The 14,297-nt window shown below is 64.2% G+C and carries 11 protein-coding genes; 2 read left to right on the top strand and 9 right to left on the bottom strand.

Annotated elements, in window-relative coordinates; translation table 11 throughout:
• The first annotated feature begins 32 nt into the window (after positions 1 to 32).
• Complete coding sequence (locus tag CK219_RS24815) at positions 33 to 953, top strand: zinc-binding dehydrogenase (RefSeq protein ID WP_095769241.1); 921 nt, start codon at positions 33 to 35, stop codon at positions 951 to 953.
• Between the two features lie 21 nt (positions 954 to 974).
• On the opposite strand, the gene CK219_RS24810 is transcribed toward CK219_RS24815, so the two are convergent.
• From CK219_RS24810 to CK219_RS24780, 7 genes are all read right to left on the bottom strand, one after another.
• Positions 975 to 1,724: an SDR family oxidoreductase gene (locus CK219_RS24810; protein WP_095769240.1), complete on the bottom strand. Its 750-nt coding sequence runs from the start codon at positions 1,722 to 1,724 to the stop codon at positions 975 to 977.
• A gap of 65 nt (positions 1,725 to 1,789) precedes the next feature.
• Entirely contained in the window at positions 1,790 to 4,066 is a 2,277-nt protein-coding gene (locus tag CK219_RS24805; protein WP_095769239.1) for a transglycosylase domain-containing protein, read from the bottom strand.
• Between the two features lie 199 nt (positions 4,067 to 4,265).
• Positions 4,266 to 6,233 (bottom strand): acyltransferase family protein, encoded by a 1,968-nt coding sequence (locus CK219_RS24800; protein WP_095769238.1) that lies wholly within the window; start codon positions 6,231 to 6,233, stop codon positions 4,266 to 4,268.
• 48 nt (positions 6,234 to 6,281) lie between these two features.
• On the bottom strand, positions 6,282 to 6,428 hold the full coding sequence (locus CK219_RS24795) for a hypothetical protein (protein WP_095769237.1): 147 nt from the start codon (positions 6,426 to 6,428) through the stop codon (positions 6,282 to 6,284).
• Positions 6,429 to 6,488: 60 nt separating this feature from the next.
• Positions 6,489 to 6,695 carry a hypothetical protein gene (locus tag CK219_RS24790; protein ID WP_095769236.1) on the bottom strand — a complete coding sequence of 69 codons (207 nt, stop codon included), beginning with the start codon at positions 6,693 to 6,695 and terminating at the stop codon, positions 6,489 to 6,491.
• Positions 6,696 to 6,734: 39 nt separating this feature from the next.
• Entirely contained in the window at positions 6,735 to 7,355 is a 621-nt protein-coding gene (locus tag CK219_RS24785; protein WP_095769235.1) for a ribonuclease D, read from the bottom strand.
• Positions 7,356 to 7,490: 135 nt separating this feature from the next.
• On the bottom strand, positions 7,491 to 8,876 hold the full coding sequence (locus CK219_RS24780; RefSeq protein WP_095769234.1) for a M20/M25/M40 family metallo-hydrolase: 1,386 nt from the start codon (positions 8,874 to 8,876) through the stop codon (positions 7,491 to 7,493).
• 426 nt (positions 8,877 to 9,302) lie between these two features.
• Between CK219_RS24780 and polA the strand changes: the two genes are divergently transcribed.
• Positions 9,303 to 12,266, top strand: coding sequence for a DNA polymerase I (gene polA / locus CK219_RS24775; protein ID WP_095769233.1), 2,964 nt, complete (start codon positions 9,303 to 9,305; stop codon positions 12,264 to 12,266).
• 239 nt (positions 12,267 to 12,505) lie between these two features.
• Here the strand turns inward: polA and CK219_RS24770 are convergent, their stop codons facing one another.
• Positions 12,506 to 12,910 (bottom strand): Fur family transcriptional regulator, encoded by a 405-nt coding sequence (locus tag CK219_RS24770; RefSeq protein WP_095769232.1) that lies wholly within the window; start codon positions 12,908 to 12,910, stop codon positions 12,506 to 12,508.
• 250 nt (positions 12,911 to 13,160) lie between these two features.
• Complete coding sequence (mgrA, locus tag CK219_RS24765; RefSeq protein ID WP_095769231.1) at positions 13,161 to 14,207, bottom strand: L-glyceraldehyde 3-phosphate reductase; 1,047 nt, start codon at positions 14,205 to 14,207, stop codon at positions 13,161 to 13,163.
• Positions 14,208 to 14,297: the final 90 nt, after the last annotated feature.

The following is a 14,297-nucleotide window of genomic DNA, read 5'->3' as shown; positions in this document are numbered from 1 at the left end:
ACTCCCAAACGCCAATTTCAAAGGATGGGCCCATGCTCGCTCTCGCCATCTCTTCCGACAGCCCCGACCGGCTGAAGCTCACCAAGGTCGATCACCCAAACTGCAATGGAAATGAAGCGTTGGTGGCAGTTCATGCAACATCGTTGAATCGTGGCGAGCTGCGCCTGCTCGGCATCCGACCTGACGGGTGGATACCTGGCCAGGACATCGTCGGCATTGTCGAGCGCGCGGCGGCCGATGGCTCGGGCCCGACCGCGGGCACGCGCGTTGCCGCCTTGGTCGACCAGGCCGGCTGGGCTGAACGGGTCGCGGTTCCGACCGATCGTCTTGCCGTCGTGCCGGACGCGGTCAGCTTCGCGTCCGCAGCCACGCTTCCGGTGGCCGGCACGACGGCGCTCAGGACCTTGCGCCATGGCGGCAATCTCGCCGGACAGCGGGTCCTGATCACCGGCGCAAGCGGCGCGGTCGGCCGCTTCCAGATCCAGATCGCCCGCGAGCAAGGCGCTTCGGTGACAGCGGTCGCTTCGGCCCGGCACCACGATGATCTTCGCGATCTGGGCGCCGGGCAGGTCGTCGAGTCGATCGAACTGGCCGAGGGACCTTTTTCGCTGATCACCGAGTCGGTCGGCGGCAAAAGCCTCGCCGATGCGATCGAACGCATCGCGCCCGGCGGGACCATCGTCATGTTCGGTTCGAGCAGCGGCGAGCTCACGCCGATCGGCTTCCGCCAATTCGTTCCCGGCCACGAAGGCGCGCGGCTACAGACCTTCGCCTATTACACGTCCGGTTCAGCCATCGGCGCCGACATCGCCGTGCTGCTCGATCTTGTCGCGGCCGGCCGGCTGGAGACCCGCGTGGCCATGACCGTGCCGTGGGCGGACATCGGCCAGGCCCTGGATGCTCTGCGGCAGCGCAGCTTCAGCGGCAAAGCTGTTGTCACCATGGCTGGATGAGCGATTCATGGCGCCAGCAAATCACACGTGCTGGCCGCCATTGATGTGGATTTCCGAGCCGGTCACGTAGGACGCCTGGCCCGAGCACAGGAAGAAGATGATGTCGGCAACTTCCGAAGTGGCGCCCAGTCGTCTCAGCGGGATCGTCTCGACTATTCTGTCGGTGCCGGGCGAAAGGATCGCGGTGTCGATCTCGCCCGGGGCGATCGCGTTGACGCGGATGCCGTGCGGGCCGAAATCATGCGCCATCTCGCGCGTCAGCGAGCCGAGCGCCGCTTTCGACGTGGCATAGGCCGTGCCGGCGAAGGGATGCACACGGGTGCCGGCGATCGAGGTGACGTTGACGATCGAGCCCTTGGCAGCGGCGAGCTCCTTGAACAGCCCCCTTGCCAGCATGATCGGCGCGAAGAAATTGACCTGGAACACATCGCGCCAGACATGCATCGGCGTCTCGATCGAGTCCATGCGCCTGCCGTCTTTCAGCTTCGGCGAGATGCCGGCATTGTTGACCAGGGCGTGCAGCTGTCCGCCATGCGCCTCCAGCCGGTGACGGATTTCCGAAACGGCGATGCCGACATCCTCCTGGTCGGCGAGGTCGACCTTGATGTGGTCCTCGGGACCGGCCGGCCATGGACAGTCCTCGGCAAAGGCCTGGCGCGAGCAGGTGATGACGCGCCAACCCTCGCGCGAAAAGCGCTTCACCGTCGCATGGCCGATGCCGCGGCTGGCGCCGGTGAGCACGATTGTTTTTCTGCTGTCGGTCTCGGCCATGGTTTTGTCTCCGGCCGGACATGTAGCCGAAGGCGCTTGCCATTGCGAGAGGCGAAGTTGCCGCTCTAACCGCCGCCCAGAATATCGAGGATCGAAGTCTGGCGCTTTTTCGTCGGGCCGCCGACATTGCCGGGCGGCACCGGATGCTTGATCGAGGCGGTCTCGCCGCTGTCGCTCGGCATATCGAAGCCGGCGGCATCGACGGTCTCGGCAGGTCGCGCGGTCCGCACCGGACGCGCGGGCGCCTGGGCGACAGGCTGCGATGGAGCAGCAGGCTTTGACTGGCCGACGGCTGCGGGCGGCGCAGGCGGCGGCTGCGAGGCGTCCGCCGACGGGATCTCGTCCGGCACGATCGTATCGGACGGCGTCGACTTCCAGGTGCCCGGCAGCGGCCGCACAGGCACGCCCTCATGCGCGGCCACCATGAATTCGTGCCAGGCCTGCGCCGGCAGGGCGCCGCCGGTGACCTTCTTCATCGGGCTGCCGTCGTCATTGCCGAACCAAACGCCCGTCGTGAGATTGGCGGTGTAGCCGACGAACCAGGCATCGCGCGAGTTCTGGCTGGTGCCGGTCTTGCCGGCCGACGGCCAATTGAAGGCCGCCTTCTTGGCGGTGCCGATCTCGACCGTGCCGGTCATCATCGAATTCATCATGCCGACGGTGTCGGCCTTGACGACGCGCGGCGCGCTGCCGCCGCTGTTCTCGTAAAGCACCTTGCCCTCGCCGGTGGTGATGCGGCGGATGAAATGGACGTCCGGCTTGTAGCCGCCATTGGCGAACGGAACGTAGGCGGAAGTCAGCTCCAGCGGCGTCACCTCCGAGGTGCCGAGCGCGATCGAGGTGTTGGCCTGCAGGTCGGACTGGATGCCCATGCGATGCGCGGCTTCCACCACCGCGTCGGGCCCGACTTCCATGGTGAGCTGCGCCGCCACTGAGTTCAGCGACTTGGCCAGCGCCGTCGCCAGCGTCACCTTGCCGTAATATTTGCCGCCGTAATTGTCCGGCGTCCATTTGCCAATTTTGATCGGCGCGTCGTTGCGGATGCTGTCCGGCGTGCGGCCGGCCTCCAGCGCCGCCATGTAGACGAACGGCTTGAAGGCCGAGCCCGGCTGCCGGCGCGCTTCCGAGGCGCGGTCGAACTGGCTGGTCGAATAATCATAGCCACCGACCATGGCGCGCACCGCGCCGGAATCGTCGATCGACACCAGCGCGCCTTGGCTGACGTTGAGCTTCTTGCCGCTTTCGTCGATCAGCCGGCGGATCGACTGTTCGGCAAGCTTCTGCAGGGTCAAGTCGACAGTGGTGTCGACGATGATGTCGCCGCGCACCTCGCCGATGAGATCGGGAAGCTCCTCCATCACCGTGTCGGCGACATAGTTCTCGGAGCCGGTCCAGTAGGACGGCGCGCGCGTCGCCGGCGCGCTCAGCGCCACCTTGTATTCCTTGTCGCTGATCTTGCCTTCCGCGCGCATGGCCGCGAGCACGAGCTGCGCCCGCTCCTCGGCCGCCTTCGGGTCGCGCGCCGGCGAAAGCTTGGACGGTGCCTTGAGCAGCCCCGCCAGCAGTGCTGCCTCGGAAAGGCTCACGTCGCGCGCGCTCTTGCCGAAATAGCGCCGCGAAGCCGCTTCCACGCCATAGGCTCCGGATCCGAAATAGACCCGGTTGAGATACATTTCGAGGATCTGGTCCTTGCTGTGCTTGTGTTCGAGCCAGAGCGCGAGCAGCACTTCCTGCACCTTGCGCTCCAGCGTGCGGTCCGGCGTCAGGAACAGGTTCTTCGCCAGCTGCTGCGTCAGCGTCGAGCCGCCCTGCGAGAAATGACCGCCGAGAACGTTGGTGACCATGGCGCGTGAAAGCCCGATCGGGTCGATGCCGAAATGCGAATAGAAGCGGCGGTCCTCGATGGCGACGACGGCTTGCGGGATATAAGGCGACATTTCGTGCAGGCCGACGGCCTCGCCGCCCGACATGCCGCGATTGGCGATCAGCCCGCCATCGACCGACACGATCTTGATGTTGGGCGCGCGGTCGGGGATCGACCAAGTGGTCGCCGCCGGCATCTTAGCACCGTAATAGACGACGATGCCGGCCGCCGCGATGCCGCCCCAAATACAAAGCACGAAGCACCAGTAGACCAGGCGGGTTGCGATGCCGAGCAAGCCCCGCCGGCTGCGGTCGCGGCCGCGACCGCGTGATTTCTTTGCGGATCTGCCCTTTGCAGTGGATTTACGGCTGCGCGGCACGACGCGATCCTCCTCGCTCACCGAAAAGCCTTCGGAGGATTTCGCGCGCGGCGCCTCCTCGAAGCTCGGTTCGATGCGACTGTCTCTGCGGTTCGCCATGCGCTCTTGCTAACCTGCCCCCGGGTGCCGATGGCGTTCGGGTTGAAGACTAGATGCGGCGGTTTAAAGGCGGGTTAAAGCAGGGTTTATGCAGCGTTTTGAAAACCCTTAGGATTTTCTAAATCCAACGGCATCGCACTATCCTTCGCTGTCGAATTCGCGCCTGCGGGACGCCGAATCATCGCGGGTGGACGGTTGCTCAAAGTCCCGCTGCCTTGGCCAGGTAGGGAGCCAGCGCCAGCGCGTAGGTTGCCGTGAGATGATGGTTGTCGCGCAGCACGACGATGTTGCCGACCACCGCCGGGCAGCTGTCCTTGCTGCATAGCGCATCGTTCATGTCGACCAAGGTCACCCCGGCCACGGACCGGGCGGCGAGCGCGTAGATGTTTTCCCGTTCGACCTCGGCGCGCGGATTGATGCATTTGGCCGGGTCCGTGCCCAGGCAGGTGCGCGGGTCGAACAGGCTGAAAGGCGTGTTGCGGATGGCGACGACGCGCACGCCCTGACGTGTGAGCTCGCCCCAGACGCTGCGCAATCCCTCAATCATCGCACCCTGGGCAACGCTGGTATAGTTGCTCTGGCTGGTGATCACGAAATGGGGCTTCAATTTGGCGATTTCGGCGAGAACTTTCTCCCGCCACAGCGCGCATTGCTGATACGGCTTGCCGTCTTCAAGGATGGTGACCCGGGTTACCGGGCATGCCGCCTTGGTGAAGGTGACGAGCCTCCATTTTCTGTCTTTGGCGATTTTGTCGACAGCCGGCACCCATTGCGCCGCGTGGGAATCGCCCATCACGACAATGGTCCTCGTCCCCGCCGGGTCGCCGAGCTGGCAACCGGTCGCGTCGGTTCCCTTCTGCTGCTGGTGACACTTCATCCTGTAGATGACGGGCACGTCGCTGCCGATCTTGCTCAAGGGCGGCAATGGCTTGACACCCTGGGGTACGACAGCGTTCGCCAGCAAGGCCGCAGGTCCCGGATAATTCGGCGTTCCGATCAGGCCGGTATCGATGGGCTGCCGGTCGATCGCGTAGACGAGTCCGCCGGCCACCGCCACGCACAACCCCACCGCCGCCGTGCCGTCGATCAGTGGCCGCCATGCCCGGGACGAGCGCGAATGGCGATAGGGCTGTTCGACGAAGCGGTAGGAGAGTTCGGAAACCATCAGGGTGACGACGATCAGCAGAACACCATCAACAAGGTCGATGGCGCCGCGCTGCGCGGCGTAAAAAATGATCAGCGGCCAATGCCACAGGTAGATCGAATAGGAGCGATCGCCGATATAGCGCAGCATGGCGATGTCGAGGCCGCGGAAGCGGCCCATGCGTACGCTGCCGGCCGCAATGATCAAGGTCGTGCCGAGTGTCGGCAGCAGCGCCTTGAAACCCGGAAAATCGGTCGACCTTGAAAACAGCATCGCCGATGCGAGCGCCGCCAAGCTGCCGGCGACAACCATCGCTGTCCGCACGCGGCCGTTTGGCCGGAAGCGGTCGGAGGTCAGCGCCAGCAGTCCGCCGAGGGCCAGCTCCCAGACCCGCGTATGGGTGACGAAATAGGCCCAAGCCGGATCGGATCGGGTGAGAGCGACGGAAGCCGCGAGCGAGCCCGCCATGACCACGCCGAGCACGAAGACGAGCGTCTGCATCGGCGAATGTCCGCGACGCCTGGCCCACCACAGGACCGCCAACATCAGCAGCGGCCAGACGATGTAGAACTGCTCCTCGATCGACAGCGACCAGAAATGCTGCACGGGGCTCGGCGCGTCCTCGGCGCCGAGATAATCCACGGCCTGTTCGGCAAGCCGCCAGTTCTGCATGTAGAGCGCGCTTGCGATCACCTGTTTGGCGGTTTCTTCCCACCATGCGTCCGACACGAACAGCAGCGTTCCAGCGAGCGTGACCAGGAGCGCGACGATCGCCGCCGGCAGCAGCCGCCTGACCCGACGCGTGTAAAAGCCGACCAGCGAGATGCCGTCATCGCTGAGCGCCATGCGGGTGAGCAGGCCGGTGATCAGGAAGCCGGAGATGACGAAGAAGATGTCGACCCCGACATAGCCGCCGGGAAGCGCTGCCGGCCAGATGTGGAAAATCACCACAAAGGCGACGGCAAGCCCGCGCAGCCCCTGTATCTCCGGCCGAAATCCCCCCGGCGCAATGTCGTCTCGCAAAGCCGGTCTAGCCCCTCACCGCGCCGGTCTCCCGGCTGGCCACCATGGTCAATTCTGCTGGATCGAAATGCCCTTGTCGTCGATCTTGAGCTCGACGCCTTTCGGCCTGGTCTGCTCGCGATAGACATAGATGCCGAGCGCGATGACAATCGCGACCAGCGCCCCGATGATGAGATAGAGCGTGTTCTGTCTCATTGCGCCCCCTTGTTGCGGCCAAGCCTCGCGCCCGCCCTGAAATTGTCAGGTGAGGATCACCTACTGGCCGTCGTCCCCATCATCGGTTGCCGGCCGCCAGCTCGTCGGTTCGACTTTCTTCTGCGTGTCGCTGTCGGTGTAGACCCACCAGCCGCCGTCGCGATATTGCCCGACGGATTCATTGACGACACCGTCGCGGTCCTTCCACATGATCGTGACTTTGGAGCCGTCCTTGGGCGCGCTCGCGATCGGTTTGCGCTCTGCCATTTCACTTCTCCACGGGCTGGGTCGACGGACCTTCGTCCCTCAACTATGCGCGAAAATATCTTCCTCAGCCCAGCCCATAAGGTCGAGCTTGGCGCGCGTCGGCAGGAAACGGAAGCAGGCGTCCGCCTCCTTGGTGCGGTTCTCGCGCGCCAGGCGCGCGCCCAGCACCTCGCGCAACCTGTGCAGGTAGAGCACGTCCGAGGCGGCATATTCGAGCTGTTCGGGCGAGAGCGTTTCGGCCGCCCAGTCGGAGGATTGCTGCACCTTGGACAGGCCGATGCCGAGCAGTTCGCCGCAGAGATCCTTCAGCCCGTGGCGGTCGGTATAGGTGCGGGTGAGCCGTGAGGCGATCTTGGTGCAAAACACCGGCTCGGCCATCACGCCGAAGGCATGGTAGAGCACGGCGATGTCGAAGCGGCCGTAGTGAAACAGCTTGGTGATCGTGTTGTTTCTCAGCAGGCTGGCGAGGTTCGGCGCCTCCTTCTGGCCTGGTGCGATCTGGATGACATCGGCGCTGCCGTCGCCGGGCGAAATCTGCACCACGCAGAGCCGGTCACGATGCGGGTTGAGCCCTAGCGTTTCCGTGTCGATGGCCACCGCCCCGACATTGTAGCGCGACAGGTCGGGCAGATCGTTTTTGTGGAAACGGATATCGGTCATTCTCTTCTCCCGGTCGCGCCTGCGGCGTTGCCCATCCTCGCAACGCCGCGGCACTTCGCGCTAGCTAATTCGTCCTCGCCGCGATCCGAAGAAAAATCAACAGAAAGTTGAATTTCAAGGTTTTCGTGATTTCGCTCAGCGGGTCAGCGCGTCGAGAATGCGCGCCCAGGACCGCTGCCCCTTGTGGAACGAGGTCAGCTCGTATTTCTCGTTCGGCGAATGAATGCGGTCGTCGTCGAGGCCGAAGCCGACCAGCAGTGATTCCATGCCGAGATAGGTCTGGAAATCGCCGACCACGGGAATGGAGCCGCCGCCGCCGGTGGTGACCGCCTGCTTCTCCCATTCGTCGGACAGCGCATCCTTGGCCTTGGCCAGGAACGGCGAGTCGTAGGAGAGCTGGATCGCCGGCGAGCCGCCATGCGGGTGGAATTCGACCGAGCAGTCGCCGGGAATGCGTTCGCGCACGAAAGCCTGGAAGGCGGCGCGGATCTTCTTTGGATCCTGCTTGTGAACGAGCCGGAACGACACTTTCGCCGACGCTTGCGCCGCGATTACCGTCTTGAAACCCTTGCCGGTATAACCGCCGATGATGCCGTTGAATTCCGCGGTCGGCCGCGCCCAGGTGAGCTCGAGCACCGAGCGGCCCTTCTCGCCGGCGGGAATGGAAAGGCCGACCGGTCCGAGGAAGGTCTCGGCCGTCTCGCCAAGTCCCTCCCAGGATTTCAGCACCTGCGAGGGCGTCTCCTCGACGCCGTCATAGAAGCCCGCAATGGTGACGCGGCCGTCCTTGTCGTGAATATCCGCCAGCACCTTGGCCAGGATGCGGATCGGATTGGCGGCCGGGCCGCCATAGAGGCCCGAATGCAGGTCGCGGTTGGCCGCCTTGACGGTGACCTCCTCGCCGACCATGCCGCGCAGCGACACGCAGATCGACGGCGTCTCGCGGTTCCACATGCTGGTGTCGCAGACCAGCGCGAAATCCGCCTTCAGCTCGGCCGCGTTGGCTTCCAGGAACGGCTTCAGCGACGGCGAGCCGGATTCCTCCTCGCCTTCGAACAGGATAGTGACGCGGCAAGGCAGGTTGCCATGCACCTGCTTCCACGCGCGGCAGGCCTCGACGAAGGTCATCAGCTGGCCCTTATCATCGGCCGAGCCGCGGCCGGTGATCACTTTGCGGCCGGGCTCGATCTCCTTGATCGACGGCGCGAACGGATCGGTTTCCCACAATTCGATCGGATCGACCGGCTGGACGTCATAGTGGCCGTAGAACAGCACATGCGGCGCGCCCGCCGGTCCCTCATGATGCGCCACCACCATCGGATGTCCGGGCGTATCGCGCACACTGGCGTCGAAGCCGATCCGCTTGAGCTCGGCGACCAGCCATTCGGCGCCCGCGCGGCAATCGGCGGCAAAGGCCGGATCGGTGGAGATTGACTTGATGCCGAGCAGGCCGAACAGCCGCTCCAGGCTTTGGTCGAGATTCTGGTCGAGACGGTCGAGGACGGGGGAAATTCTGGACATGCTTTTTGCCTTTCGATTTTGGGCAGACCCTAAAGGGCCATGCCGAAAACGAAAAGCCCGCGATCATTGGACCAAGCGGCAAAGGCTTGCCTGAAGGCAAAAAAGAACCGCCGTGGTGGAGGGGGAACCACGGCGGTCTCTACTCGAAACGTTGCGGCAGCCCGGAGAGGGGGGATAGGCTGCCGCAGTTTGCCCGGGATAGGCGGGGGACGGGCCTTACTCCGGACTTCGGCGAAAAACTGCCGATGACGTGTATTTGGGTCTGTGAACATGGCGATTCAAGGGCACGAAAATTACACTTTTGTAACATACCCGTGAGCGGCAAATTTCCAGCCGGACAGGATGTGTCAGGGGTGTTGCCCGAACCGGTGGGTTCCACAGCCTTAGCCATGGACCGCGAAGCCGGGCCGCGCTATCCCTGCCGGCATGAAAAAAGGCGATCACCTCTTCCTCGTCGACGGCTCCGGCTACATTTTCCGCGCCTATCACGCGCTGCCGCCGCTCAACCGCAAATCCGACGGCCTGCCGACCAGCGCCGTGCTCGGCTTCTGCAACATGGTGTGGAAGCTGATGCAGGACGCCCGCAACACCGATGTCGGCGTGGTGCCGACGCATTTCGCCGTCATCTTCGACTATTCGTCGAAAACCTTCCGCAGCGATCTCTACCCCGAATACAAGGCCAACCGCTCTGCGCCGCCGGAAGACCTGATCCCGCAATTCGGCCTGATCCGCCAGGCGACCGCAGCCTTCAATGTCCCTTGCATAGAGACGGAGGGTTTTGAAGCCGACGATATCATCGCGACTTATTGCCGGCTGGCTTGCGAAGCCGGCGCTGATACCACCATCATCTCCTCCGACAAGGATCTGATGCAGTTGGTCGGTCCGACGGTCGGCATGTACGACCCGATGAAGGATCGCCAGATCGGCATTCCCGAGGTGATCGAGAAATGGGGCGTGCCGCCCGAAAAGATGATCGACCTGCAGGCGCTGACCGGCGACTCGGTCGACAATGTTCCGGGCGTGCCGGGCATCGGCCCGAAGACCGCGGCGCAATTGCTGGAGCAGTTCGGCGACCTCGACGGGCTGCTGGCGCGCGCTTCGGAGATCAAGCAGGAGAAACGGCGCGAGACCATCATCGCCAATGCCGACAAGGCGCGCATCTCGCGCGAGTTGGTGACGTTGAAGAACGACGTGCCGCTGAAGGAAGGGCTGGACGATCTTGTCCTGCATGCGCCGGATGGCCCGAAGCTGATCGGCTTCCTAAAGACGATGGAGTTCACCACACTGACCCGACGTGTCGCCGAAGCGACCGCAACCGACATTGGCGACGTCCAGGCCACCGCCGTCTCCATCGAGCGCGCCGATACCGCGCATGGCCCCGATGTCGGCGCCGGCGCACCGCCGGTGCCAAGGCCGGCGGCCGCGCCGAACGATGCCGCAAAGCCGGCGGCGCCGGTCAGGGGCGAGGACGCGCCGCCGCAAGGCGATACCCCATCGCTCCTCTCTGCCCTGCGGCTGGAGCAGGCGGCCGCTCGCAAGATCGACCCTTCGGCCTATGTCCCCATCCGCGACACGGCCGCGCTCGAGGCCTGGATAGCCGAAGCCCGCGAGGCCGGTGTCCTTGCGTTCGACGCCGAGACCAGCTCGTCCGACCCGATGCGGGCGGACCTGATCGGCCTGTCCATGGCGCTCGCGCCTGGCCGCGCCGTCTATGTGCCGCTCGCCCACAAGAGCGGCAATGGCGACCTGCTCGGCGGCGGCATGCTGGAGAACCAGATCCCGGTCCGCAAGGCGCTGGCGCTGCTGAAGCCGCTGCTTGAGGACCGATCGGTCCTCAAGATCGTCCAGGATATGAAATACGACATCGTCGTGATGAGCCGGCACGGCATCGAGATCGGTCCGTTCGACGACACGATGCTGATCTCCTACGTGCTCGATGCGGGCACATCCGGCGGTCACGACCTCGTCTCGCTGTCGGAGAAGTGGCTCGGCCACGCGCCGGCCTCGAAGAAGGAGCTCGCCGGCTCGGGCAAGAGCGCCATCGGCTTCGACCAGGTCGATATAGAGCGTGCGACCGCCTACGCTGCCGAGCAGGCCGACCTGGCGCTGCAGCTCTGGCGGGTGCTGAAGCCGAGGCTTGCCGCCAAGGGCCTCGTTTCCGTCTATGAGCGTCTGGAGCGGCCGCTGGTGCCCGTGCTCGCCCGCATGGAACAGCGCGGCATCTCGGTCGACCGCCAGATCCTGTCGCGGCTCTCCGGCGAGCTGGCTCAAGGCGCGGCCCGCGTCGAGGAAGAGATTTACGGGATCGTCGGCGAGCGCATCAACATCGGCTCGCCAAAACAGCTCGGCGACATATTGTTCGGCAAGATGGGGCTGCCGGGCGGCTCGAAGACCAAGACCGGCCAATGGTCGACCTCGGCACAGTTGCTGGAGGATCTCGCCGCCGAGGGCCACGAGCTGCCGCGCAAGATCGTCGACTGGCGCCAGCTTACCAAGCTGAAGTCGACCTATACCGACGCGCTGCCCGGTTTCATCAACCCCGGCACCAACCGCGTCCACACTTCCTATGCGCTGGCCGCGACCACCACCGGGCGGCTGTCATCCTCCGATCCCAATTTGCAGAACATCCCGGTGCGCACGGCGGAAGGCCGCAAGATCAGGACCGCCTTCATCGCGGAGAAAGGCCACAAGCTGGTCTCGGCCGACTACAGCCAGATCGAATTGCGCGTGCTTGCCCATGTCGCCGAAATCCCGCAGCTCAAACAGGCCTTCGCCGACGGCGCCGACATCCATGCCATCACCGCGTCGGAAATGTTCAATGTGCCGGTCGAAGGCATGCCTTCGGAGGTGCGCCGGCGCGCCAAGGCGATCAATTTCGGCATCATCTACGGCATCTCGGCCTTCGGCCTCGCCAACCAGCTGTCGATCCCGCGCGAAGAGGCGGGCGCCTACATCAAACGCTATTTCGAGCGTTTTCCGGGCATCCGGGACTATATCGAGGAGACCAAGGCCTATGCGCGGGAGAACGGTTTCGTCGAAACGATCTTCGGCCGTCGCATCCACTATCCGGAGATAAGGGCTTCCAACCCGTCGGTGCGCGCCTTCAACGAGCGCGCCTCAATCAACGCCAGACTCCAAGGCACCGCCGCCGACATCATCCGCCGCGCCATGGTCCATATGGAAGAAGCGCTGGAGAAGGCGAAGCTCTCCGCCCGCATGCTGTTGCAGGTGCATGACGAGCTGATCTTCGAAACGGTGGAAGCGGAGGTGGAGGCGACGATCCCCGTGGTGCGCAAGGTGATGGAGAATGCGCCGATGCCGGCGGTCTCGATGTCGGTGCCGCTGCATGTCGATGCGCGGGCCGCGGACAATTGGGACGAGGCGCATTAGGCGTCTCACGTTCGTTCGTCATCCACGGGCGGAGCAAGGAGCGAAGCGACGCGCGCAGACCCGAGGATCCATGCCGCGACGCGCGCCGTAGTGCGCGGCGGTTGTGGATAGCTTGGCGAGCACGCCGCTTGTCAATGCAGATTCTGCACCGTGGCGGTGCGTGTATGTCACGGAATGGATACTAGGGTCTGCGCGCGTCGCTTCGCTCCTTGCTCCGCCCTAGTATGACGATGTGAAGCTTACGCAGCCTCAGCCCTGCACTTGGCGCACACACCGCGAAACTCGATCACCGCCTTCTTGGCGGCAAATCCCGTCGAGCGCATCCATTCGTCCAGCCGGTGGCCGACATCGTGGTCGGACATCTCGGTCACCTGGCCGCAATTGTCGCAGATGGCGAAGGCCGTCATCGAATGGCTGTGGTCGTGCGGCTCGGCGCAGGCGACGAAGGAGTTGAGGCTTTCGAGCCGGTGCACGAAGCCGGACTTCACCAGCGTGTCGAGCGCCCGGTAGACCTGCAGCGGCGCGCGGAAACCGCGCTCGCGCAGCTGGTCGAGCAAAGTATAGGCGCTGAGCGGTCCGCTGGACGCCTCGAGCTTCTCGAGCACGCAGAGCTGGTTCTTGGTCAGCGCATCTCTTGCCGTCATCTTGTTCGCCCAATCGACGCTCGCGGCATATCTCGCATGCGAACGACTTCAATTCCCCTGAGATAACGACGAACAAGCGATTTTGCCACTGTTTCCGCAGCACATCCCTTCTGGTACGCGCCCCGACGAGATGGTTCGCCAGTTAGAGCATTTCACCGTTTCACGGAAACGGCGAAATGCCCTATCTCCTTGTTTTGAGGCAATTCCGGGCGGAAAACCGCTCACACTTTTCCTGGAATTGCTCTAATCGCTACTTGCGCGGCGGCCCCTTGCGTTCGGCCGAAGCCGCCCAGAGGTTGATGTCGGACTCGCGGGCGTGGCTGTCGATCTCGGCGAGCTCGGCGTCGGAGAACTCGAGCGCCTTGAGCGCGCCGACGCAATCCTCCACCTGTTCCGGCCGGCTAGCCCCTATCAGCGCCGTGGTCACGCGGCCTTTGCGCAGCACCCAGGCCAGCGCCATCTGCGCCAAGGTCTGGCCGCGGCGGCCGGCAATGGCGTTGAGCGCCTTGATGTTAGCGATCGACTTGTCGTTGATGAAGGCCGGTCGCAACGACTTGCCCTGGGATGCGCGGCTGCCCTCGGGGATGCCGCCGAGATATTTGTCGGTCAGCATGCCCTGCGCCAGCGGCGAGAACACGATCGAGCCGATGCCGAGCCCCTCCAGCGTGTCGAGCAGCCCATCCTCCTCGACCCAGCGGTTGAGCATCGAATAGCTCGGCTGGTGGATGAGGCAAGGAGTGCCGAGCTGGCGCAGAATGTCGGCCGCCTCGCGTGTGCGCTGCGAATTGTAGGACGAGATGCCAGCATAGAGCGCCTTGCCCGAGCGCACCGCGTGGTCGAGCGCGCCCATCGTTTCTTCGAGCGGCGTCTCGGGGTCGAAACGGTGCGAATAGAAGATATCGACATAGTCGAGCCCCATTCGCTTGAGGCTCTGGTCGAGGCTGGCGAGCATGTATTTGCGGCTGCCCCATTCGCCATACGGACCGGCCCACATCTCGTAGCCAGCCTTGGTCGAGATGATCATCTCATCGCGATAGGCAGCGAAATCGGTGCGCAGTATCTCGCCGAACGCGATTTCCGCCGAGCCGGGCGGCGGGCCGTAATTGTTGGCGAGGTCGAAATGCGTGATGCCGAGATCGAAGGCCTTGCGCACGATCGCCTGCTTGGTCCTGTGCGGCGTGTCGCTGCCGAAATTGTGCCATAGCCCGAGCGAGATCGCCGGCAGCTTCAGGCCGGACCGTCCGCAGCGGTTATAGATCATCTTCTCGTAGCGATTTTCGGCGGCGACATAGGGCATAGGGAATCCTTGGGATCGAAACGGCGTGGCGACCACCGCCAACCTGATTTGAATCGATGCTTGCCCCTAACCCTTACCCTCTCCCCGCCG

Source organism: Mesorhizobium sp. WSM4313 (assembly GCF_002294725.1).
GTDB lineage: Bacteria > Pseudomonadota > Alphaproteobacteria > Rhizobiales > Rhizobiaceae > Mesorhizobium.
The sequence above is the reverse complement of the archived record's forward strand: the minus strand, read 5'-3'. Positions and strand labels throughout refer to the sequence as shown.

Coding starts and splice junctions, on each gene's coding strand:
- CK219_RS24815 (WP_095769241.1), top strand. CDS start 33: ATGCTCGCTCTCGCCATCTCTTCCGACAGCCCCGACCGGCTGAAGCTC.
- CK219_RS24810 (WP_095769240.1), bottom strand. CDS start 1,724: ATGGCCGAGACCGACAGCAGAAAAACAATCGTGCTCACCGGCGCCAGC.
- CK219_RS24805 (WP_095769239.1), bottom strand. CDS start 4,066: ATGGCGAACCGCAGAGACAGTCGCATCGAACCGAGCTTCGAGGAGGCG.
- CK219_RS24795 (WP_095769237.1), bottom strand. CDS start 6,428: ATGAGACAGAACACGCTCTATCTCATCATCGGGGCGCTGGTCGCGATT.
- CK219_RS24790 (WP_095769236.1), bottom strand. CDS start 6,695: ATGGCAGAGCGCAAACCGATCGCGAGCGCGCCCAAGGACGGCTCCAAA.
- CK219_RS24785 (WP_095769235.1), bottom strand. CDS start 7,355: ATGACCGATATCCGTTTCCACAAAAACGATCTGCCCGACCTGTCGCGC.
- CK219_RS24780 (WP_095769234.1), bottom strand. CDS start 8,876: ATGTCCAGAATTTCCCCCGTCCTCGACCGTCTCGACCAGAATCTCGAC.
- polA (WP_095769233.1), top strand. CDS start 9,303: ATGAAAAAAGGCGATCACCTCTTCCTCGTCGACGGCTCCGGCTACATT.
- CK219_RS24770 (WP_095769232.1), bottom strand. CDS start 12,910: ATGACGGCAAGAGATGCGCTGACCAAGAACCAGCTCTGCGTGCTCGAG.
- mgrA (WP_095769231.1), bottom strand. CDS start 14,207: ATGCCCTATGTCGCCGCCGAAAATCGCTACGAGAAGATGATCTATAAC.